The sequence below is a fragment of the Kribbella sp. NPDC048915 genome, from assembly GCF_040649595.1.
GTDB lineage: Bacteria > Actinomycetota > Actinomycetes > Propionibacteriales > Kribbellaceae > Kribbella.
This window is the reverse complement of sequence record NZ_JBEZFT010000025.1, coordinates 33,860-55,227: the sequence shown is the minus strand read 5'-3', so window position 1 is coordinate 55,227 and position 21,368 is coordinate 33,860. Positions and strand designations below refer to the sequence as shown.

Sequence of the window (21,368 nt, the reverse complement as noted above, 5' to 3'; positions counted from 1 at the left end):
CTCCTCAGGTTGCGATGTCGGGATACGGCAGAGCGTAATGCGCCTTCAAAGCAGCTCCGTACGCCTTCTGGTATTCGAGCGGACCGTGGTCGCGCTCGAACATCGCGATGAACAGCGTCAGCGTCAGGAACGGGTGCGCGCCCAGCCCGAACAGCGCGACGTGGTCGTGCTCGCGCAGCGCCCTGCGTTCCTCGTCGGTGAACGCCAGCCACGTCGACTTCTCCTGGACGGCACAGTTGAGGATCTCGTTCGCCTTCTCCTGCTCCCACCAGGTGACCGTCCCGGCGGGGTCCTCACGGTACCGCTCGACCAGCTCGGGATCGCGGTCGACGGTGTAGAGGAACTTGTCCAGCAGGTACTTGCTCATGCCGGCACTCCGTTCGGGTACCAGGTGAAGTACGCCTCCATGGTGTGGAACAGATCGAGCGAGTCGACGTGGTCCGCCTTCACGCCCGCTCCGGCCACGCCCATCATCAGCATGAAGTCCATGAATCCGTGGGTCGCGTTGCCCGGCAGGTGCAGGCTGTCGAGCGTCACCTCGGACAGGCACCCCTCGATGTCGCCGCGGGCGATCCACTCCACCGCCTTGCGGTCGAACTCCGGGTCCGGCCCGTGCTCGCCGAACTGCCGCGGCCCGCCCAGCTCGAGCGACAGGTGGCCGGTGCCGATGATCGCCACCCGCTTGTCGATCGGCCAGGACTCGACCAGCTGCCGGATCGTCCGGCCGAGTTCGACGAACCGGCCGGGCCGGGGCAGCGGCGGCGCGAAGATGTTGGTGTAGATCGGCACGATCGGCAGATCCGCCTCCGGGCGGAGCGTGATGATCGGGCAGGTGATGCTGTGGTCGATCCGCAGTTCGTTGCTGAAGGCAAGATCGAAGCCGGCGTCCAGCCCGTTGCGCAGGATGTGCCCGGCGAGCTGCTCGGCACCGGCCAGCCGCATCCGCGGCAGCCCGAACTCGCGCTCCTCGTTGTACCAGTTCGCGTCGAAGTACGGTGCCTTGCCGACCAGGAACTGCGGCATGTTGTCCAGCCACAGCTGGTGGAAGTGGTCGCTGCCGACCATCACCAGGATGTCCGGCCGCGCCTTGGTCAGGGTCTCGCGGAAGGCCTCGATCTTCGCCACCCAGGTGTCCGCGAACGGTGGCCGGTCGACCCCGGTGGCGGTGCTCGCCCGGTAGTAGAACGGATGGTGCGTGGAGGCGATCACCGCGGCGACTGTGGCCATCTGGTGCTCCTTCGTCTCAGCTCGTCGGCTCTGAAGTTTCTGGTTCGACGTACACGGCGTTGCGGTCGACGGTCAGGTAGGCGTCCATACCGATCGGGCGACGGCGTTCCTCGGCGAGCTGCCCGAGCAATCCGGCGGCCCGCGCCAGCAGCGCGAACCCGCGCAGCAGCTCGACCGGCAGCCCGAGATCGGCAAGCGCGGCACCACACACGCCGGCGCCGTTCAGCGGCAGCTTCCGTCCGATCACCTGGTCGTGCACCCGCCCGATTGCCTGGAAAAGCTTCAGATGCGGACCTTCCAGCCCTTCCTCGCGGGCGATGCCGATCAGCACCGGCGTCCGCGGATCCTCGACCTTGTGCACGGGATGGCCCAGCCCTGGGATGTACTTCGTCGTCGCGCCGCGCACGACCTCGAGTGCCAGCTCGTCCCAGCCCGCCTCGTCGTCGGGCAGCTCACGCCCGGCGAGCGCCTCGTGCAGGAACGTCCCGCAGTCCTCGGTGACACCGAGGAACCGCGACCCACCACCCAGCAGGCCGGCCGCGAGCGCGCCCTGCAGCGAATCCGGCGCCGACAGATACGTCAGCCGCGCCGCGATCGCCGTCGGTGTGAACCCGTGATCGGCGAGCGCGACCAGGACCGCCTCGAACACCCGCGTCTGCGAAGGCGTCGGCCGCTGCAGCGTGACCAGCCAGAACGCGAGCTCACCGAAACCTACCTTGCCCATCAGGTCGGCCGTCAGGTCCTGCCCGAGCAGCCGGATCTCGTCCGCCGTCGAGGTCCCCAGGGAGGTCGGAAAGGCAGGCACAGCAGCGGCCTCACTCATGTGGACAACCACTTCCTCAGCTCGTCGCCGTGTTCGTCCAGCTCCGGCGGCGGCAGCCGGTATGCCGCCGCGCCGTCGGAGAACGTGATCGGGTTGCGGACGGTCGGGATGCCGCCCACGGTCACCACCGGATCGAGCCCGATCTCCTCGGCGAACGCGACGCCGCCGTCCACGGTGTTGATCGGTCCGCACGGCACGCCGGCCGCGATGATGTCGCGGAACCACTCCTGCTTCGTCCGCGTCATCAGCCGCTCCACGAGCAGCGGTCGCAGCTCGGCACGGCGCGCGGTCCGCTTCTCGTTCCGGTCGAACCGCGGGTCGTCGGCGAGTTCGGGGACGCCGAGCACCTCGACCAGCTTGCGGAACTGCCCGTTGTTCCCGGCCGTGATGATCAGTTCCCCGTCCGCGCACGGCAGTGGCTCGTACGGGAACAGGCTCGGGTGGCTGTTCCCCATCCGCAGCGGTACGACACCGCCGGCGACGTACGCACTCGACTGGTTGACCAGGCCGGACAACGCCGACGACAGCAGGTTCACCTCGACGTGCTGACCGCGGCCGGTCTCGTGGCGCTGGTTCAGGGCCGACAACACACCGATGGTCGCGTGCAGTCCGGCCATCACGTCGAAGACCGAGATGCCGGCCCGGTACGGTTCGCCGTCCGGGGCGCCGGTCAGACTCATCAGGCCGGAGATCGCCTGCACGATCAGGTCGTACCCGGGCAGCGCCGCGCCGCCCGGCCCGGACCCGAAGCCGCTGATCGACGCGTAGATCAGCTTCGGGTTGCCTTCGGCGACCGTCTCGTAGTCGAGGCCGAAGCGGGCCAGGCCACCCGGCCGGAAGTTCTCCACCAGGACGTCGGCCCGGCGCGCGAGCTCCTGCGCCGCCGCGAGGTCGGTCGGGTCCTTGAGGTCGAGGGCGACGGACCGCTTGTTCCGGTTGACCGCGAGGTAGTACGTCGAGATGCCGTCGCGGACCGGCGGCTGCCAGGAGCGGGTGTCGTCGCCGCCGGGCGACTCCACCTTGATCACGTCGGCGCCCAGGTCGGCGAGCAGCATGGTCGCGTACGGGCCGGCCAGGATCCGGGAGAAGTCGGCCACCACGAGCCCGGACAACGGACCGTTCACACGACCTCCTCGGCAGCCTGCAGGTCAACTTACGGACAGTTGTCCGCTTTCTCGATCGCCTCAGTGTCAGCCGCTCCCAGACCAGGTGTCAACAGCAGACCGCGAACTCTTGACACCATCCATCGATGCTCAGATAGTGAGCCTCATCCTCCCCATTGACCGTCAGACGGACGTATGTCCGGGGAGCTTCTTGGAGGCATCGATGACCACAGCCGATACGCCTGTTCCCGACCGGCCGGTGCTGTTGCGGGGCGGTACGGTGCTCACGATGGACGACCACCACACGGTGGTTCACGACGGCGACGTGCTCGTCGACGGCGACCGCATCGCGGCCGTCGGAGCGTCCGGGCAACGCCTCGACGTCCCGGCAGGAACCCAGGTCGTCGACGCGTCCGGTGGCATCGTGATGCCCGGGATGATCGACACCCACCGGCACATGTGGCAGACCGCGATGCGCGCGTACGGCGCCGACTGGACGCTGACGCAGTACTTCGTCTGGTACTACCTCGAGCACGGCAAGTCGTTCCGTCCCGAAGACATCCACGCGGGCAACCTGACATCCGCGTGGGAGTCGCTGGAGGCCGGCATCACCACCACCGTGGACTGGTCGCACGGCCTGCAGAGCGTCGACCACGCCGCCGCGGCCGCGGACGCGCTGCGCGCCGTCCCCGGCCGGTTCGTCCTTGCCTACGGCAACATCCAGGCCGGGCCCTGGGAGTGGACCGCCGACCCGTCGGTGCGCGCCTTCCTGGAGACCCTGCGGGACGACTCACAGATCGGACTGCAACTGGCCTTCGACGTGACCGGCGACCCGGCGTTCCCCGAGCGGGCCGCGTTCGAGGTCGCGCGCGAGCTCGACCTCGGCGTCACCACACACGCGGGTGTCTGGGGTGCGACCAACGACAACGGCATCAAGCTGATGCACGAGAACGGTTTCATGACACCGCAGAACATCTACGTGCACGCCGCCTCGCTGACCGCGGACTCGTACCAGCGGATCGCCGCGACCGGCGGCTCGATCTCGGTCTCCACCGAGTCCGAGCAGAGCGCCGGCCAGGGCTACCCGCCGACCTGGCAGGTCCGCCGGCACGACATCCCGGTCTCGCTGTCGATGGACACCAGCGTCTGGTGGAGCGGCGATCTGTTCAGCGCGATGCGGACCACGCTCGGCGCGGACCGCGCCCGCGAGCACCTCGAGGCGCACGCGAAGGGCGACACCGTGACGCACAGCCATCTGCGCGCCGAGCACGTCGTCGACTGGGCGACCCGCGGCGGCGCCCGGGCCCTCGGCCGCGACGACCTCGGCAGCCTCGAACCGGGCAAGAAGGCCGACGTGATTCTGATCAAGAACGACGAGTCACCGGTGTCGTTCCCGCTGATCAACCCGTACGGCCAGGTGGCGTTCCAGGCGCAGCGCGGCGACGTCCACACGGTGATCGTCGACGGCCGCGTCGTGAAGTACGAGAACCGGCTGATCGGCTGCGACCTGCCCGCCCTGCGGCGTGAGGCGGAGGCGACCGTCGACCACCTGCGCGCCACCCTCGGCGAGGAAGCGTGGGCGAGCGGGATGAACCCGGAGCTGCCGAAGGGCGAGGTCTTCGACAACCCGTACCAGTACACCGACTACAAGTCCGACTCGACGCGAGAGGCACGTGGCACCATCTTCGGTGAACCGTAGGCTGGGCCGTCGATGACGGCTGACTGGAGGAGAGCAGATGGCAGGGCGTGGCGCGGGTCCGGACTTCGTCGAGTCGCTGGCTCGCGGGCTGGACGTCCTGACCTGCTTCGACGCCGGCCACCGCACGATGTCGCTGTCCGAAGTCGCCGCCGCGGCCGGTCTCGCCCGGCCGACCGCGCGGCGGCTGCTGCTGACGCTGGAAGAGCTCGGCTTCGTGCGCACCGTCGACGGGTCGTTCCAGCTCACCCCGAAGGTGCTCACGCTCGGGATGGCGTACGTCGGTTCGCTCGGGCTGTGGGACATCGCGAAACCGCATCTGCAGGCCCTGGTCGCGCGCACCGGCGAGTCGTCGTCGATGGCGCAGCTCGACGGATCGGACATCGTGTACGTCGCCCGCGTGTCGGTGCCCAAGCTGATCGCGCTGCGGGTCGACATCGGGACCAGGTTCCCGGCCGCGCAGACCTCGCAGGGCAAGGTCCTGCTCGCGGCGCTCTCCCCCGACGACCTCGACGACGTCCTCGCGCAGCCGAGCCGCGCGGGGCTGCCGCCGTACATCGGCCGGTCCGCCGACCAACTGCGCGACGAGCTGACCGAGATCCGGGCCCGCGGCTGGGCTTTGGCCGACGAGGAGCTCGCGCCCGGCGTCCGCTCGGTCGCGGCGCCGGTCCGCGACGGCACCGGCACCGTCCGGGCCGCGATGAACGTGACCGTGCACGCGGCCGAGACCTCGGTCGACACGCTGCTGCACGACCACCTGCCGCTGCTGCTCCGGACGGCCGGCGACGTCAGCGCGGAGTGGGCGCTGTGGCAGTCCCGTCCGCACGTCGAGTCCGGCCAGCGGAACGAGACGTCAGCCTGAGACCGAGGCCTGAGACTCGCTCGGCGCGAGACCGCGACCGAGGTGCGCGAGGATGACGGCATGACTGTTCTCGACTCCCCCATCCCCCGCTTCCACCTCGCAATGCCGGTCGACGACCTGGACGCGGCGCGGCACTTCTACGGTGCGGTCCTCGGCCTCGAGCAGGGCCGCAGCTCGGACACCTGGATCGACTGGAACCTGCGCGGCCACCAGTTCGTCACGCATCTCGCGCCCGAGCGGGCGCAACGGATCCACAACCCGGTCGACGGTCACGACGTCCCGGTGCCGCACTTCGGGCTGATCCTGACCGTCGAGGAGTTCCAGACCTTCGCCGAGCGGCTGAAGGCGGCCGGGACCGAGTTCGTCATCGAGCCGTACGTGCGCTTCCAGGGGCAGACCGGTGAGCAGTGGACGATGTTCTTCCTCGACCCGGCCGGGAACGCCCTGGAATTCAAGGCGTTCGCGGACGACTCCCAGGTGTTCGCGGCCTGACCGACCCGCGAGCTACGGCGTGATCCAGCCGGTGAGGATCGTCGTACCGGAGCGGGTCTGACACACCAGGCGGTACGGCGTGGTCGGCGGCGGGCCGAGCACGAAGAAGCCGAGGTCGTCGATCTCCGCGGACGCGAGCCGGCCGCCGTCGCCGCGGGCGGTGACGGTCCCGCGGTCGGGCGGGTCGAGCTGACCGAGGACCGCGTCCGCGGTCAGCTCGAGCTCGACCGTCCAGCCGTCCGACGCGAACGTCAGCGACCGCAGCATCGCGCTCTCCGAGCGGATCGCCAGTGCGTCCAACGGGTCCAGGGCCGAGTCGTAGGTGAGCGCGGCCAGCTCGGCGTCGATGGTCCGCCACGCGAACGCCGCCTTGCCGGCCTCCACGAACTCCGGCGGCACCTCCTGCGCGGAGGTGAACGCGTCGCGCAAGGCCTCGATCAACGCCTCGTCGTCGTCCCAGTCCGGGTCCGTCACCGTGTCACCCCCTCGTCCCGTCACCGGGCCCGTCCGCCGTCAGCAGTGCCAGCGCGGGCGTTCGTCGCAGCCGCGTCAGGCAGCGTGCCCGGCTCGGCCCGATACTCCCGATCGGCAACTGCAGTCGCCGGCTGATCTCGTCGTACGGCGCGGGCGGGTCCTGCATCAACATCGCCAGCAGCTGCTGGCATTTCCGCGACAGCTGGGCGAACGCGGTCCGCAGGATCGTGCGGCGTTCGTGCCGCAGGACTTCCTCCTCCGCGATCGCCTGTTCGGGCACGTCGGGTGCCTGGCCGGGATCGACCGCTTCGACCCGGCTGCTCGCGCGGATCAACCGGAAGCACTCGCGCTGGGTCGTGGTCGCGATCCAGCCCGGCAACGCGGCCGGCTCCCGCAGGCCGGGCAGGTGCTCGACCAGCCGCAGCCACACGCTCTGCCCGACGTCGTCGATGTCCGGCGGTGCCAGGCGATACCGCCTGCACACCGAGTAGACGAGCGGTGCGTACCGCTCCACCAGCTCGTCCCATGCCGCCTTCTCGCCGTCCCTGGCCCGGGTGACCAGGTCGACGACAGTCGGATCGTCCCGCATGCCGTCCCCTCTCCCACCGGACCACTCCTACCGGCTTCTCACGTCTCTCATTGATAAGGAGTGGCCCGGACGACTTCTGATACATCACGCGCCCAGCGCAACGAACGACCGCCCGGCCGCGTCCGCGACCGGATCACCTGCAGACTCTCGGCGGGCCGTCGCGAAGCCGGCCGCCAAGCTCTCCCCCGCCCGCAACTGCTCGTGCACCGCGAGCATCAACGGCGTGGTCGCGGGGTCGTTGACCGGGACGACGCTCGCCAGGATCCCGGCCGCGCCGAGCGGGATCAGGCTGCTGCTCAAGCCCAGCAGTTCGTCGGCACCGACCGGCTTTGCCAGCCCGGAATCGCAACTGGACAGCACCATCCGGTACGGCGCTCTGCGCAGCCGCTCGAAGTCGTACACGGTCAGCGGACCGTCGTCGAGCCGCAGCGACGAGAACAGCGGGCTGTCCGCGCGGAACGTGCCGTGCGCCGCGATGTGCGCGATCCATGCGCCGTCGAGCTCCCGCAGTACCTTCTCCGCGGTCGCGTCACCGTCGGCCAGGACGGTCGCATCCGGGTACTGCTCCGCCAGCCGCAACACCTCCGCGCGGCCGGCCGACAACCCCGGCCCGAGTACGAGCACCACCCGCCGATCGCTCGGCGGCCGCAAACGTCGCGCGCGCAACCAGGTCGCGGCCGACGGTGCCACGTTCACGGCCCGGTCGCCCAGCGCCGGCAGCAGTCCCCACGGCAGCGCCTGCAGCCGCGCGGGCGGCACGACCACGACCGGCCGATCACCGAACACCTCCTGCGCCGGTCCGAGGATCGCGTCGGCCAACCGCGTACCCAAAACGTCGAGCGACGGCCCGAGCTGGGCATGACCGCGGGCATGCGCGAGCCGCCGGAGCCTGAAGCGCGACCGCTCGACCTCCAGCGCTGCCGCCGCCAGCGGACCGACCTCGTGCTGTGTGATCCGCCCGTCGCGCACCACCACCGCGTGCAGTACGCCGTCCACCTCGACGAGCTCCACCAACACCGTCGGACCCAACGCCTCGACCAACTCGTCGACGTCCAGCCGATCCGGCCGTACCGCACGCGACGAGTGACCCGCGGCCCGCAACGTCCGGTCGCGCACCGCCTTCTCCAACCGCCGGCGTTCGCGATCGAGCGACGGATCAGGCGCCGCATCAAGCCTCCGTACGACGTCCCGCAACGCCGCGAGCTCTCCCGCCAGGTGCGCGTCGTCCGACGCCCGCACCGGTGGTACGCCGAGTGCGGTCGCCCGCCACCGCTCGCCCCAAACCAGCAAGCGTCGGGGATCGTCGCACCGCAACGCATCCCGCAATGCGAGCGCCGCCAGCTCGGCACCTCGTCCGGTCGCCAGCGCGCGCAACTCGGTCGCGCCCATCGCCAGCCGGTGCTCGTCGAGCGCGTCCAGACCGCGACCACACGCCGACAGCATCCGCCGCTGCTCGCCACGCGCCTCGGCCCGCAACGCCTTCGCCAGCCAGGCAGCGCTTCGCGCCATCGGCGGGGCGTCCTTGCTGTGCCGTCCGGCCAACTCCAGTTGACGATCCGCCGCGCGTCTTCGGCCCGCGGCCAACGCCAGTCGGCCGGCGAGCAGATGCGCGGCCGAAGCCTCGGCTGCACCGAGAGCGTCGAGCCGACCGGCCACCGCACTCACCCGGCGCAGCAACTGCTCGCCGCGCTCTCCCGACTGGTATCGCGCCTCGAGCAGCACCATCGACGACCGCACCGACCACCACTCGCGCCGCTGCGCGGAGAACAACCGCCGCGCCCGCTCCGCCCGTTCCCGTGCCGCCACCGGATCGCCGGCCGCCAGCGCCGCGGTCGCCGCCGCGAACAACAGCTCGCCGCGCTTGGTCGCCGTACCGCCCTCGGCCTCGATCGCCTGGTCCAGCTCGGCCAGCGCCTCCGCGCTCAGGCCCGCGGCCAGCAGGACGCCCGCCCGGTCGATCGCCAGGTCCGGCCAGACCACGTCGACGGCGGCGAACCGACGGCCGGCCTCGTCCAGGTACCGCAGCGCCGCGGGCAGGTCGCCGCGCGCGTACGCGACCAGGCCGCGGTTCTGGCGCGCCTCGGCGTACTCGAATTCCTGGCCGGTCGCGGCGTACAGCTTCTCCGCGACCGCGAAATCGGCATCCGCGGTTCTCGTACCGCCCAGGGCGAGTTGGATGAAACCGCGGTAGTTCCGCGACCGCGCCTCCCATACCTGGTCGCCCGATCGCCGCAGTCGCGTGATCGCCGAGCGCAGGTCGTCGAGCGCCTCGCGATGCCGGCCGAGCACCAGCAACACGTCGGCTCGGCGCAACAGCACGCGCCCGGTCAGCGCACCACGGCTGAGCTCCACGGCCCGGTCGAGCCGGACCAGCGCCTCGCGCGTCCGTCCGGCCCGCCCGAGCGTTGCGCCCAACGTGGCAAGGACATCCGCCTCGCGCTCCGACCGTCCGCACCGCTCCGCGAGCCGCAGCGCAGTCCGCAGCTCGCGCACCGCCCGCGTGACATCGCCGAGCTGGCGCAGGCTGATCCCCCAGGCCTGATGCGCGATCGAGGCCTCGAGGTACGCCGGACCGCGCGCCAGCACCGTCCGCGCCGACGCGATCGCGTCGTGCGGACGTGACAAAGCAAGCGGCAGCAGATTCTCCAGACTTTCTGCCGCCTCAGCACTCCCCCCGGCCGATGGCACTCTGTAATCATATCGGTCATTCGTGAAACCAGGGGGAAGGATTCGGGTGGCCGATCAAACGAACGACAGAAAATTCATCTCTCAGATCAGACTGATTCTGGAGGCCTTCGGACGCGACGTCGCGGTGTTTCCGGAGGACTGGGAGAAGCGGCCGGAGGGGGCCGACTATCTCTACCGCACCGGCGTCGTGCTGGTCCGCGACGAGGACGTCCCACGGGTGGTCGAACTGTTCCGCGGCGGGCAACCCGCCGACGGCGGCATCGGCGGCGTGACGCGACTGGTGCTGCCGGCCGAGGTCCCGAAGGAGGCACCCGAGGACCCGTCGCCGACCCAGCGGTTCCTCAAGTACGCCGACCTGCGGCTCGGGCGCGGTGTGGTCACGCCGGAGCATCTGTTCTACGTGACACCGAGCGTCAGCCCGTGCCCGGCGACCGAACCAGAGGAGGTTCCACCCGGCAGCCCGCCGGACCCGGTGCTCCCGACGCCGTTCCTGGCCGATGGTGCCGCGGACGGTCGCGGCGTGAAGGTGGTGGTTCTCGACGTCGGCTGGTCCGAGGCGCCCGCGGCGTACTGGCTGGCCGGGGTGACCGGCGATCCGGAGGACGCGTTCGACTCCTCCGGACGCATCCGGCCGTACGCCGGGCACGGGACGTTCGTCGCCGGGGTGCTGCGGTCGATCGCGCGCAACGTCGAGGTCGTGGTGAAGAGTTACTTCACCACCGCGGGTGCGATGTGGGAGTTCGATCTGGCGGCGGCGCTCGACGAGGTGCTCGACCTCGCGCCGGACATCATCAGTCTCTCCGCGGGAACCCGGACCCGGTTCGACCTGCCGCCGCTGGGACTCGACGTCTTCGTCCAGACGCGGCTGAACCGCGTCAACGGTCTGACCCTGGTGGCCGCCGCGGGGAACGAATCGTCGCGCGACTACTTCTGGCCGGCGGCCTTTCCCGAAGCCGTCGGTGTCGGTGCACTGGCCGACAACGGCCGCGACCGCGCGGCCTTCAGCAACTTCGGTGGCTGGGTCGACGTCTACGCACCCGGTGAGCACCTCGTCAACGCGTTCCTCACCGGCGACTACGAGTGCACCGAGCCACCGAACACGGGTGAACTGCGGTCCTTCAAGGGCATGGCCCGCTGGAGCGGTACGTCGTTCGCGACACCGCTCGTGGCCGGCTTGATCGCCGGCCGGATGTCGGTCACCGGTGAGAACGCGCAGCAGGCAGCCGACGCGCTGCTGGCGTTCGCGCTCACCCAACCGTCCCCCGGCGCCGGACCGGTGCTCCGCGCTGCCGACGCCCTCGCCTCACTCGCCTGACCTGCCTGATCCGGCAGTCACGAGTCGGCGTGGGCGCGCTGACGCGGTGCGGACCCCCAGCGTGACCTCCGGGTCCTGCACCGCGTCAGCCTCCCCCTGTTGCGCGCCCTCGCTCCGCCCTCCCCCTTGCAGCGGCCCGAGGGCAACCCCCCATTTCTGCGGAGTCACCCTCGGCGCGCGGTGATACACCCGGTGATCGGGAAAGTTTTCAACCGGTCGGCGGGCTCGGACGCTCACAAAGGAACGGCGCCCGGTGACCGCCGGAGTGGTAGTGGTACTGCTTCCCGCCGGCCTCGAGCACGGTCCGGGTCCCGGGCACCAGCGCCTGGGTGTACATCATCCCCGGCTCCGGACAGCCGAGACTGCCGTCCCGCCAGGTCACCTCCTCGGAGCTGATCACCCTGATCTGGGCGGCGTCGACCCCGAGCCGCTGGGCGAGATCCGCCTTGGCCTGGTCCGTCACACTGCCGCCCGGCGTCGCACTCGGGCTCGCACTAGGCGTACTGCTCGATGGGCTGCTGGGTGTACTGCTGGGATCGCTGGGACTGCTGCTCGGCGTCATCGACGGTTGTCCTCCCGCACCGGAACTGCCGGACTCGCGACCGGCCTCACTGCCACATGCAACCAGAAGCACGGTTGCCGCCAGAACGCCGGTCGCCCTGACCGCACCGATCACTTTGCGCATCTCGATCACCTCCCACAGTAGACGCCGGCCAGGACCTGTTCGTTGCAGCCAGGTGTCCAGGGTTGTTCACGTGGAGTTCGCCGCCTGTCGGTGCACGGCGTGCAGGATCACGACTGCCCAGATCTTGCCTGGGAATCGTTCCGTCCAAGGAGTCACATCCATGTCAGTCGATCGTCGTTCCGTCCTCCGGGGCGCCGCCGCGGGCGCGGCCGGCGTCGGGTTCACCGCCGTCGGTACCGTGCCGACGCTGGCGGAGGCCGCGCCGGCTTCGCACGGCGGCCGCCCGCCGGTGCGTCAGCACAAGCCGTTCCCGCCGTTGCTGGACGACCCGAAGGGCCTGCTTGCCCTGCCGCCCGGGTTCCGGTACAAGATCGTCACGCAGGCCGGCGAGACCAGGCTCGCGAGCGGCCAGCCGACCCCGAACGCGCACGACGGCACCGCCGTGTTCAGCGCCGGCCACAAGTACCTGCTGATCCAGAACCACGAGATCAGCGACAACAGCACCCTCGGCGTGCCGCAGATCCCGGGCACCGTGTACGACAGCGGTGTCGGCGCGGCCGGCGGCTGCACGGTGATCAGCGTCGACCGGGACGGCAGCAACCGCGGTGAATGGGTCGGCATCTCCGGCACCCTGACCAACTGCGCCGGCGGCCCGACGCCGTGGGGCACATGGATGACCTGCGAGGAGACCGAGAGCAAGGCCGACGGCAAGACCCGGCTGAAGGACCACGGGTACGTCTTCGAGGTGTGGGGCGACGGCAAGACCGCGCACCCGGTCCCGCTGAAGGCACTCGGCCGGTACGCCCACGAGGCGCTCGCGATCGACCAGGACCGGACCCACATCTACCTGTCCGAGGACGCGTCCGGACCGAACGGCCTGTTCTACCGCTGGGCCGCGCCGCGCGGGTACAAGCTCAACGCGCGCAGCTGGCAGGACCTGCAGGACAAGGACTTCGGCACCCTCGAGGCGCTGGCGATCCTCGGTGACGACGGCAAGCCGATCCCGGACGTCGCGTACCTGACCTCGGCGCAACTGCTCCGCCCCTTCCGGGTCGCCTGGGTGCCGGTCCCCGACCGGGACGCCGGCACGACCTCGGTGCGCAAGCAGTTCACCGACGGCCAGGTCACCCGCGGCAAGAAGTTCGAAGGTGTCTTCGGCACCGACGAGGGCGTGTACGTCGTCAACTCCTACGCCGAATCCGGTACCTCCGACCTGCCCGCCGACGCGATCCCGCACGACGGCATGGTCTGGTTCTACAACTACGCCGCGAAGACCATTCAGCTGGTCACGTACTTCCCGGAGAACGCCGCCGCGGACACCGGCGCCGCGGCGCGGTACGACGACTTCAACTTCGACAGCCCGGACAACGTCACCGTGACGCCGTGGGGGTCGCTGGTGCTGGCCGAGGACGGCAACGCGAGCAGCCACGTGCTGAGCGCGACGCCGGGCGGACCGACGTACGCAATCGCCCGGAACATGCTGAACGACTCCGAGTTCACCGGTCCGGCGTTCTCGGCCGACGGCAAGATCCTGTTCGTCAACATCCAGACGCCCGGGATCACGCTGGCGATCACCGGCCCGTGGCGCGAATACCTCGGCTGAGTGCGTCCAGCAAAGTGATCGAGCGCGGGTCGGGGCCGACCCGCAGCTCGTTCATCAGGTAGGAGAAGGCGGCCTCGCGGCCCGGCCAGGCGCCGTGCCGCGAACCGCCGGCACCACCATGACCGAAGGCGTCGGGCTCGTCTCCCATCCGCCGTTCACCGGCCTGCAGTTCGAAGCCGGCGCCGTACACCATCGGCGCTCCCCAGGTCGGTTCGGTGCCACGGCGGATTTCCTTCCGGCCGAGTTCGACGGTCTCCGGCGAGAGCACCCGGACGCCGTCCACCTCGCCGAGCAGCGACGCGTAGAAACGCGCCATCCCACGGGCCGTCGCGTAACCGCCGACCGCGGGCAGGCCGGCGCCGCGGTACTCGGCACTGTTCCAGAGCTGCTCCGCGCCCGGGATCCAGAGCGGATTCGGCCGGTTCAGTTCGTCCCACGGGCCGTCCACCAGGACGCCGTCCGGGGCGACCATCGTTGCCGCCCGGGAATGCAGGTCGTCGGGCAGACCGATCCAGACCTCGAGGCCCAGCGGCGCGGCGAACTCGTCGGCGAAGAACTGTCCGACGGTGCGCCCGTCGACCCGGCGCACGAGTTCGTCCACGAGCCAGCCCCAGGTCACCGCGTGGTACATGAAGCCTGCCCGCGGATCGGATGCCGGCGCCTGCACGGCCAGGTGGGCGGCCATCGCGTCATGGTCGAGCAGATCGGCGTACCCGGCCTCGACCCACGGGAGCCGGGCCTGGTGGGACAGCACCTCGGCGATCGTCACCCGTTCCTTGCCCTCGGCACCGAACTCCGGCCAGTACCGACTGACCGGGTCGTCCAGTGCGATCCGCCGGCGCTGGACCAGCAGCAACACACACGCACTGCTCGGCCCCTTGGTTCCGGAGAACATCAGGTGCACTGTGTCGCGATCCCACGGCCGCCCGGTCGCGGGGTCGGCCGTGCCACCCCAGAGGTCGGCCACCAGCTCACCGCGGTGGTACGCCGCGAACGCCGCCCCCACCTCGCCCCGCTCGACGAAGTTGCGCTCGAACGCCGCGGCCACGTCCTCGAAACCTGTCGCTGTCCACATGAGGATAGATAGTACCGATCGTTCTCAACTTGGTCCAGCTCGGTAGGGTGGGCCCTGGAGGTGGTGCCACGATGCCGGTCAAGGCGGGTGAGCGACTGGATCCCGAGGCGACGAAGGCGCGGATCCTGAAGGCGGCGGCCGAGGTGTTCGGCCGGCGCGGGATCCACGCGACCGGGATCAACGACATCGTCGAGGCGGCCGGTGCGTCCAAACTCACCATCTACAAGAACTTCGGCTCCAAGGAAGGGCTGGTCGAGGCCGTCCTCACCGACCGCACGCACCGGGTCCGGGCCTGGCACAACGTCGCCGTCGAGGCGGCGCCACCCGGCCGCGACCGGATCCTGGCGGTCTTCGACCTGGTCGCGGAGTGGTACACCGAGGCCGGGTTCCGCGGCTGCGCGATGATGAACGCGGCCACCGAGGACCGCGGCGCCGACGGCGCACCGCGACGCCTCGCCCAGGATCACCTCGCCTTCTACCGCGAGCTCTTCGAGCGGTTGCTGACCGAGGCCGGCGCGCATGATCCGCGGACGACAGCGCGGCAGCTGGTCGTCGTCCTCGAAGGGGCGACGCTGATCAGCGCCGTCGACCAGGATCCAGGGCTGGGCGCCGAGGCTCGCGTCATCGTGGAGACCTTGCTCGACGCGGCATTCTGAGCAGTACGCCGACACTCGCCAGGCCGGCGGCGGCCGCCACCAGGAAGGCGGCCGGGAACCCGCTCCGTTCGGCGATCAGTCCACCGAGCGGCCCGGCGACCAGCACGCCGAGATCCCAGAACGACGTCATCACGCCCATCGAGAGACCCGGCCGCTGCCCGCGCACCCGGTCGAGCGTCATCGACACACCCGCCGGGTAGACCAGCGCCATCCCGAAGCCGGCGAGCGCCGTACACCCGAGCACCATGGCCGGATCGTCCGCGAGCGCAATCCCGAGCAGTGCCACGATCTCCACGGCCGCGGTGGCCAGCGCGACCAGGCGACCGCCGAAGCGGTCGACCAGCGGACTCCCGGCGAACCGCAGCAGCAGGAACGCGACCGCGAACACGGTCAGCGCATAGTCCGCGATCCACAGGTGCGCAGACCGTAGGACCAGCAGCGCCGCCACGGTGCCGTAGCAGTAGGCAGCCAAGCCGATGATTGCTCCCGGCAACTGCACGCCGCTCGGCACCAGATCGCGCAGCGCCCGAACTCGCGCCAGCGGTTCACTCCGGCCGGGATCGCTCCGCGTCGTCGCCACCAGCACGACCGGCGCCAGACACAACGCGACGACGACCCACCAGACAACCTCGACGCCACCAACCAAGCGAACCAGAGCGGTCGCCAGCACGGGACCACCGGCCAACCCGCCCCACATCGACAATCCGAACCAGCCGGCCAACTGCCCGCGCCGACCGACTCGCGCACCGGTCAGCACCCACGGCAGCGCCGCCGAGAACAGCGCGGCCTCGCCCGCACCCATCACCAGCCGCGCAACCAGCAACACACTCAACTGCGGAGCGAAAAGTTGCCCCAAGCCACCGATCGCCGCGAGCACTCCCCCGGTCAGCACGACCGGCCGGGACCAGCCCGCATCCGCCAGCCACCCGGCGAACGGCCGGGCACAAGCAGTCGCCAGGAACGCGATCCCCACCGCGGTCCCGCTGGCCGCGGCTCCGCCGCCGAACGTCGCCGGGACGTACATCGGCAGCACCTGCAGCGTGGCCCCGAACGCCAGGTATCCGCACAACACCGCCAGCCACAACCGCCGTACCGGAATGTCCACGCGCTAGATAGTACCGTTCGGTACCATCTAGCGCCAGGCGCACCGAGCTGCCCCTTTCAGACCGCACTCCGCTCCGGCGGCGCGATCGTTCCGGCCGGGGTGATGTGGGCGAAGATCTGGTCGAGCAGCGCCAGCACGTGCGGATCCTCGACGGTGTAGATCTGGTGCCGGCCGTGCCGATGCGCCGCGATCAGCCCGGCGATGCGCAGTTTGGCCAGCTGCTGGCTGGCTGTGGTGATGGGTACGCCGGCGTGTGCCGCCAGCGTGCCCACGTCGTACTCACCCTGCGCGGCGAGCCAGACCAGGTGCAGCCGAACCGGCGACACCAGCAGGCTGAACGTCCGGGCCGCCGCCGCCAACTGCGCGACGGACGGCTCGGACGCAACCATGACAGACACCGGACACTCAGTAGATGTTCGACGGCCGAACCATGCCCTCAGCGAGATCGCCGAAGCCGGGCGCCATGATCGCCCCGGGATGCCCGACGACCTCCTCGACGACCGCCGTCTCGGTGGTGATCAGCAACGCCGCGATCGACGCCGCGCTCTCCAGGGCGGCGCGGGTCACCTTCAGCGGATCCATCACGCCCTCGTCGAACATGTCGTCGTACCGGCCGGTGAGTGCGTTGAACCCATGACCGAGCGGCAGGCTCGCCACCTTCGCCACGACCTCGTCACCGTCGTACCCGGCGTTGATCGCGATCCACCGCAGCGGCTCCGGGAGTGCGCGCCGGACGACCTCGCGGCCGATCGCGTCGTCACCAGTGAGCTCGACGCGGGACACCGCCTCCTGCGCCTGGACGAGCGCCGTACCGCCGCCGGCCACCACACCTTCTTCGACCGCCGCCCGAGTGGCGGCCAGCGAGTCCTCGACCCGCAGCATCCGTTCCTTGAGCTCGACGCTGGTCGCGCCGCCGACCCGGATCACTGCCACCCGCCCCGACAACCGGGCCGAGCGGAGCTGGAGCCAGTCGCGGTCGGCGTCGATCCGGGCGCGCTCGAACTGCGTCTCGAGCTGCCGCAGCCGGGTGTCGACCAGCGCCGCGTCGCCGTGCCCGCCGACGATCGTCGTACCGCCCTCGCTGATCGTGATCCGGTCACAGGTGCCGAGATGCTCGATCGACACCTCGGCGAGTTCGAGGCCGGTGTCCTGGGCGATCACGTGGCCGCCGAGCGCCACCGCGAGGTCCTCCAGCTCGGCGATCCGGCGATGCCCGAACCCCGGCGCGCGGACCACGACCGACCGCATCGTGTTGTGCATGTTCCCGCCGACCAGGAACTGCAGGGCCGGACCGGTGACGTCCTCGGCCAGCACCACCAGCGGCCGGTCGGCGCGCTTGGCCACCTCGACCGTCGGCATGATGTCCTGCACCTGGGTGATCTTGCGGTTGGTCAGCAGGATCACCGGATGGTCGAGGACCGCCTCCATCCGCTCCCGGTCGGTGACCATGTACGCCGACACGTACCCGTGGTCGAACTCGATTCCGTCGACCACCTCGACCGACATCCCCAACTCGTCGGACTCCTCGGTGGTGACCACGCCGGTCCGGCCGACCCGCTCGACCGCCGCCGCGATCACCTCGCCGATCGCCTCGTCGTCCCCGGCCGCCATCGCCGCGATGTGCCGCAGGTCCTGGCCGCCGCCGACCTCCGCGGCCCACGACCGCAGCGTCGCGACCACGACCGGTACGGTCTGCTCGATCCCGCGGCGGACCCGCATCGGGTTGGCGCCCGCATCGACCGCACGCAGCCCTTCACGGACCATCGCCTGCGCGAGCACGGTCGCGGTCGTCGTCCCGTCGCCGACCACGCCGTTGGTCTTCATCGCGACTTCCTTCACCAGCTGGGCGCCCATGTTCGCGAACGGCTCGCGGAGCTGGATCTCACGGGCGATCGTGACGCCGTCGTTGGTGATCGTCGGCGGCCCGGTCAGTTTCTCCAGGACCGCGTTGCGGCCCTTCGGGCCCAGGGTCACCTTCACCGCGTCGGCCAGGGCGTTCACCCCGGACTCGAGCAGGCGTCGTGCTTCTTCGTCGAACCGCAGTTCCTTGGCCATGATCGGGCCGCCTTTCGGGTCGCGGGCAGTGTGCTGAGTCGGAGGTACTGCTTGACGGTGAGGTCAGGGGACGAGGATCGCCCGGCCGCGGACGAGCCCGCGGTCGAGGTCGTCGATCGCGGTCTGGAAGTCGGCGAGCGCGTACTTGCTGGTGTGCAGGGTGACCTTGCCCTGCGCGGCGAGCACCATGAGTTCCTGCAGGTCGGTGTAGGAGCCGACCAGGTTGCCGACGAAGTTGATCTCGGTCGAGATGATGTCGATGGTCGGGACGTCGATGTTCTCGCCGTACCCCACCACGTAGTAGTTGCCGGCCCGGCGCAGCATCAGCACACCCTCGGCGGTCGCTCCGCCCTCACCGACGAAGTCGACGACCGCCGCGGCGCCACGGCCGCCGGTGAGGTCGTGCACCTGCTGGACCTGGGTGCCGTCGGCAACGATCCCGTGGTCGGCGCCGATCGACACCGCGAGCTCGACCGCGGCCGGATTGCGATCGACGACGACCAGCGTCGCGGCCGAGATAGCCTTCAGCACCTGGATCCCGATGTGCCCGAGACCGCCGGCGCCGATCATCACGCAGACGTCGCCGGGCCGCAGGGCCGCCGCGGCCTTGCGCACTGCGTGGTACGCCGTGAGGCCCGCGTCGGCGAGCGCCGCGACGTCCGCGGGTTCGAGCGAGTCGTCGATCCGGACGACGCTCCGGGCAGTCGTCCGCAGGTACTCGGCGTACCCGCCGTTGGTGTCGATGCCCGGGAACTGGCTGTTCTCGCAGTGCACGTCGTCGCCGAAGCGGCACGCCCGGCACAGACCGCATGTGATCAGCGGGTGCAGGATCACCTTGTCGCCCGGTTTGACGTTCGTGACCGCGTCGCCGATCTCGTGCACCCACCCGGCGTTCTCGTGGCCGATCGTGTAGGGCAGCGTGACGCCGGACTTCTCCGCCCACTGCCCTTCGAGGATGTGCAGGTCGGTCCGGCAGACCCCCGCACCGCCGACCTTGACGATCACGTCGAGCGGTCCTTCGAGCTTGGGTTCCGGTACGTCGTCGAGTCGCAGATCGGTGTGGTACCCGACCACCTGGACCGCTCTCATGACGTGCTCCTCTCCGTTGTGACATCCGGCGTGACATCTGTGGTGACGTCGCCGTACCTGGTGGCCAGCAGCCCGCGGCAGAAGTGCGCGTTGCCCTCGATCGAGATCCGCACCGCCTTCGCGAACCGCAGTCGCAGCGGCACGTCCGCGGCCGCGAGCGGCCGGCCTTCCTCGTCCACCACCAGCGGGTCGTCCGGCCGGACACCGAGTCCGACCGCGGCCCGCCGGCGGAGCAACGCCTCCTTGTGCGGACCCGCCGGTACGTCGGCGAGCCTGGCCGCGTGGAGTTCGTCCACGGCCAGCTCGGTGGTCCGCAGCAGTGCTTCGGCGCAGCGTTCCATCGCGGCGGTGTGCGCCTTGCGGTGGAAGATCTCGCGCAGCTCGTCGAGGCTGGTCTCCGCCTCGACACCGAACGTCCCGACGTACCCGGCGTCCGCCGCGAGGCCGGCGTTGATCTTGTCCGAGTCGTGGTGGTCGTCCAGCTGGACGACCACCCTGCCGATCCGCTCCACCTGCCGGAGGGCGTCCAGCGCGTCGGACGCCATCAGGTAGGCGAAGTTCGGCGAGCAGAACGACGTCGGCAGCCGCAGGTGCACGGTCACGTCACCGTTCCGGATCCGGATCGAGCGGACGAAGCCGAGCTCGGTGATCGGCTCGTCCAGCTCCGGGTCCACCACCGTGGACAGGGCGGCCAGCACCCTTTCCGACAGTGACACCGACCGAGCATCCGGCCGAGCATCCGGCCGCGCTGCCGGCTGGGAGGCCGGCAGCGCCTTGGCGGCCATCGCGATCATGACCGCGCGCCCGCCGCGACCTCGACCGGGGCGTCGCCGGCCACGGTGGGCAGCCGCAGTTCCTCCGGTACGTCGATGCCGTACATCGCCGCGGCGTTCAGGCCGAGGATCTTCTTCTTCTGCTCGGTCGTGATCGGCGCGTACTCGGTCAGGTCCGCCGGGATCTGGAAGTCCACGAACTTCTCGATCAGCCACTTCGGCGTCCACAACGCGTAGTCGCTGGCAAAGAAGATCTTGTCCTCGCCGATCCAGTACAGCAGCTCCCCGATGATCTGGGCGAAGTACCGCGGCCGGGTGTGGATGAACGGGATCGCAACCGCGAGACCGCCGTACACGTTGGACTCCTGGGTGGCGATCCAGCAGAAGTCCTCCAGCCGGGGCAGCCCGACGTGCTCGACGACGAAGTTCAGGTCGAGGTAGTCGGTGGCGACCTTGTCGATGTCCGCGACGTCGAACGCGTCCCGGTCCAGCGGCCGGATCGTGGGGCCCTTGTGCACATGGATGTTCTTGATCCCGAGCTTCAGGCACTCCTCCAGGTACCGCCGCGACCACGGATCGTCGAGCTTGTAGCCGCGCGAGTCACCGTGCCATTCGGCGGTGTAGAGCTTCACGCCCTTGAGGTTCATCCGCTCCGCGTCACGCCGTAGTTGCTCGAGGCCCGCTTCTCCGTTGCGCGGGTCGTACGCGTGGTTGTAGGTGAGCTTGTCCGGGTGCTCCTGGGCCAGCCCGAACGCTTCCTCGGTCTGGCCGAACCCGGTCTTGTAGAAGTCGCTGAGCAGCGTCGCCTGGAAGATCGCGTGGTCGACGTACCCGTCCTCGAACAGGTCCTTCATCAACCGCTGACCGCCGTAGTAGGTGTAGGTGTCGTAGTCCCACACGACTTCTTCGGGGCTCAGGTTCTTGTGGTAGTCGTAGAAGCAGTCGATGAACTGCTTGCCGTGCACGTTCTTCAGGTTCGACGCACGGCCGTCCCAGATGTGGACGTGCGCGTCGACCACGAAGTACTTCTCGCCGTCCTTTTCGTACATGCCGGGCTC

At 70.1% G+C, this 21,368-nt stretch carries 21 protein-coding genes; 6 read left to right on the top strand and 15 right to left on the bottom strand.

What is annotated here, in order from left to right; translation table 11 throughout:
* Positions 1–4: 4 nt before the first annotated feature.
* From AB0B82_RS15910 to AB0B82_RS15895, 4 genes are read right to left on the bottom strand one after another with little or no spacing between them, the layout of a single operon-like run.
* On the bottom strand, positions 5–367 hold the full coding sequence (locus tag AB0B82_RS15910; RefSeq protein WP_360167836.1) for a hypothetical protein: 363 nt from the start codon (positions 365–367) through the stop codon (positions 5–7).
* Entirely contained in the window at positions 364–1,227 is an 864-nt protein-coding gene (locus AB0B82_RS15905) for a hypothetical protein (RefSeq protein ID WP_360167833.1), read from the bottom strand. Before AB0B82_RS15905 ends, AB0B82_RS15910 begins: the two co-directional genes overlap by 4 nt.
* Before the next feature lie 16 nt (positions 1,228–1,243).
* Complete coding sequence (locus AB0B82_RS15900; protein WP_360167830.1) at positions 1,244–2,050, bottom strand: citryl-CoA lyase; 807 nt, start codon at positions 2,048–2,050, stop codon at positions 1,244–1,246.
* Positions 2,047–3,174, bottom strand: coding sequence for a CoA transferase (locus tag AB0B82_RS15895; RefSeq protein ID WP_360167827.1), 1,128 nt, complete (start codon positions 3,172–3,174; stop codon positions 2,047–2,049). Before AB0B82_RS15895 ends, AB0B82_RS15900 begins: the two co-directional genes overlap by 4 nt.
* 202 nt (positions 3,175–3,376) lie before the next feature.
* Here AB0B82_RS15895 and AB0B82_RS15890 point away from each other — a divergent pair, with 202 nt between their 5' ends.
* From AB0B82_RS15890 to AB0B82_RS15880, 3 genes are read left to right on the top strand one after another with little or no spacing between them, the layout of a single operon-like run.
* Positions 3,377–4,852, top strand: a complete 1,476-nt coding sequence (locus AB0B82_RS15890) for an amidohydrolase family protein (protein WP_360167824.1) — start codon at positions 3,377–3,379, stop codon at positions 4,850–4,852.
* 37 nt (positions 4,853–4,889) lie between these two features.
* The gene (locus tag AB0B82_RS15885) at positions 4,890–5,711 is read left to right on the top strand and encodes an IclR family transcriptional regulator C-terminal domain-containing protein (RefSeq protein WP_360167821.1); all 822 of its coding nucleotides are present in this window, start codon (positions 4,890–4,892) and stop codon (positions 5,709–5,711) included.
* 60 nt (positions 5,712–5,771) lie between these two features.
* Positions 5,772–6,203, top strand: a complete 432-nt coding sequence (locus tag AB0B82_RS15880; protein WP_360167818.1) for a VOC family protein — start codon at positions 5,772–5,774, stop codon at positions 6,201–6,203.
* Positions 6,204–6,215: 12 nt separating this feature from the next.
* On the opposite strand, the gene AB0B82_RS15875 is transcribed toward AB0B82_RS15880, so the two are convergent.
* The 3 genes from AB0B82_RS15875 to AB0B82_RS15865 form a co-directional block, all read right to left on the bottom strand.
* Positions 6,216–6,677: a hypothetical protein gene (locus AB0B82_RS15875; RefSeq protein WP_360167815.1), complete on the bottom strand. Its 462-nt coding sequence runs from the start codon at positions 6,675–6,677 to the stop codon at positions 6,216–6,218.
* A 4-nt stretch (positions 6,678–6,681) separates the two neighbouring features.
* Positions 6,682–7,266, bottom strand: coding sequence for a sigma-70 family RNA polymerase sigma factor (locus AB0B82_RS15870; RefSeq protein WP_360167812.1), 585 nt, complete (start codon positions 7,264–7,266; stop codon positions 6,682–6,684).
* Between the two features lie 84 nt (positions 7,267–7,350).
* Positions 7,351–9,954 carry a CHAT domain-containing tetratricopeptide repeat protein gene (locus AB0B82_RS15865; RefSeq protein WP_360167809.1) on the bottom strand — a complete coding sequence of 868 codons (2,604 nt, stop codon included), beginning with the start codon at positions 9,952–9,954 and terminating at the stop codon, positions 7,351–7,353.
* A 46-nt stretch (positions 9,955–10,000) separates the two neighbouring features.
* On the opposite strand from AB0B82_RS15865, the gene AB0B82_RS15860 reads away from it, so the two are divergent.
* Positions 10,001–11,269, top strand: a complete 1,269-nt coding sequence (locus AB0B82_RS15860) for a S8/S53 family peptidase (RefSeq protein ID WP_360167806.1) — start codon at positions 10,001–10,003, stop codon at positions 11,267–11,269.
* Positions 11,270–11,477: 208 nt separating this feature from the next.
* On the opposite strand, the gene AB0B82_RS15855 is transcribed toward AB0B82_RS15860, so the two are convergent.
* Positions 11,478–11,954, bottom strand: coding sequence for a hypothetical protein (locus AB0B82_RS15855; protein WP_360167803.1), 477 nt, complete (start codon positions 11,952–11,954; stop codon positions 11,478–11,480).
* Positions 11,955–12,114: 160 nt separating this feature from the next.
* Here AB0B82_RS15855 and AB0B82_RS15850 point away from each other — a divergent pair, with 160 nt between their 5' ends.
* Positions 12,115–13,557: an alkaline phosphatase PhoX gene (locus AB0B82_RS15850; RefSeq protein ID WP_360167800.1), complete on the top strand. Its 1,443-nt coding sequence runs from the start codon at positions 12,115–12,117 to the stop codon at positions 13,555–13,557.
* Here AB0B82_RS15850 and AB0B82_RS15845 read toward each other — a convergent pair.
* Positions 13,526–14,632 carry a serine hydrolase domain-containing protein gene (locus AB0B82_RS15845; protein WP_360167797.1) on the bottom strand — a complete coding sequence of 369 codons (1,107 nt, stop codon included), beginning with the start codon at positions 14,630–14,632 and terminating at the stop codon, positions 13,526–13,528. The genes AB0B82_RS15850 and AB0B82_RS15845 overlap by 32 nt on opposite strands.
* 71 nt (positions 14,633–14,703) lie before the next feature.
* Between AB0B82_RS15845 and AB0B82_RS15840 the strand changes: the two genes are divergently transcribed.
* The gene (locus tag AB0B82_RS15840; RefSeq protein WP_360167794.1) at positions 14,704–15,288 is read left to right on the top strand and encodes a TetR/AcrR family transcriptional regulator; all 585 of its coding nucleotides are present in this window, start codon (positions 14,704–14,706) and stop codon (positions 15,286–15,288) included.
* On the opposite strand, the gene AB0B82_RS15835 is transcribed toward AB0B82_RS15840, so the two are convergent.
* From AB0B82_RS15835 to AB0B82_RS15810, 6 genes are all read right to left on the bottom strand, one after another.
* Positions 15,254–16,393 carry an MFS transporter gene (locus tag AB0B82_RS15835; protein ID WP_360167791.1) on the bottom strand — a complete coding sequence of 380 codons (1,140 nt, stop codon included), beginning with the start codon at positions 16,391–16,393 and terminating at the stop codon, positions 15,254–15,256. The genes AB0B82_RS15840 and AB0B82_RS15835 overlap by 35 nt on opposite strands.
* A 56-nt stretch (positions 16,394–16,449) precedes the next feature.
* Positions 16,450–16,782: a metalloregulator ArsR/SmtB family transcription factor gene (locus tag AB0B82_RS15830; protein ID WP_360167926.1), complete on the bottom strand. Its 333-nt coding sequence runs from the start codon at positions 16,780–16,782 to the stop codon at positions 16,450–16,452.
* A 16-nt stretch (positions 16,783–16,798) separates the two neighbouring features.
* Positions 16,799–18,448, bottom strand: coding sequence for a chaperonin GroEL (groL, locus tag AB0B82_RS15825; protein WP_360167788.1), 1,650 nt, complete (start codon positions 18,446–18,448; stop codon positions 16,799–16,801).
* Between the two features lie 63 nt (positions 18,449–18,511).
* On the bottom strand, positions 18,512–19,537 hold the full coding sequence (locus tag AB0B82_RS15820) for an NAD(P)-dependent alcohol dehydrogenase (protein WP_360167785.1): 1,026 nt from the start codon (positions 19,535–19,537) through the stop codon (positions 18,512–18,514).
* The gene (locus tag AB0B82_RS15815) at positions 19,534–20,331 is read right to left on the bottom strand and encodes an iron-sulfur cluster assembly protein (protein ID WP_360167782.1); all 798 of its coding nucleotides are present in this window, start codon (positions 20,329–20,331) and stop codon (positions 19,534–19,536) included. The genes AB0B82_RS15820 and AB0B82_RS15815 overlap by 4 nt, the downstream gene beginning before the upstream one ends.
* Entirely contained in the window at positions 20,328–21,359 is a 1,032-nt protein-coding gene (locus AB0B82_RS15810) for an amidohydrolase family protein (RefSeq protein WP_360167779.1), read from the bottom strand. Before AB0B82_RS15810 ends, AB0B82_RS15815 begins: the two co-directional genes overlap by 4 nt.
* Positions 21,360–21,368: the final 9 nt, after the last annotated feature.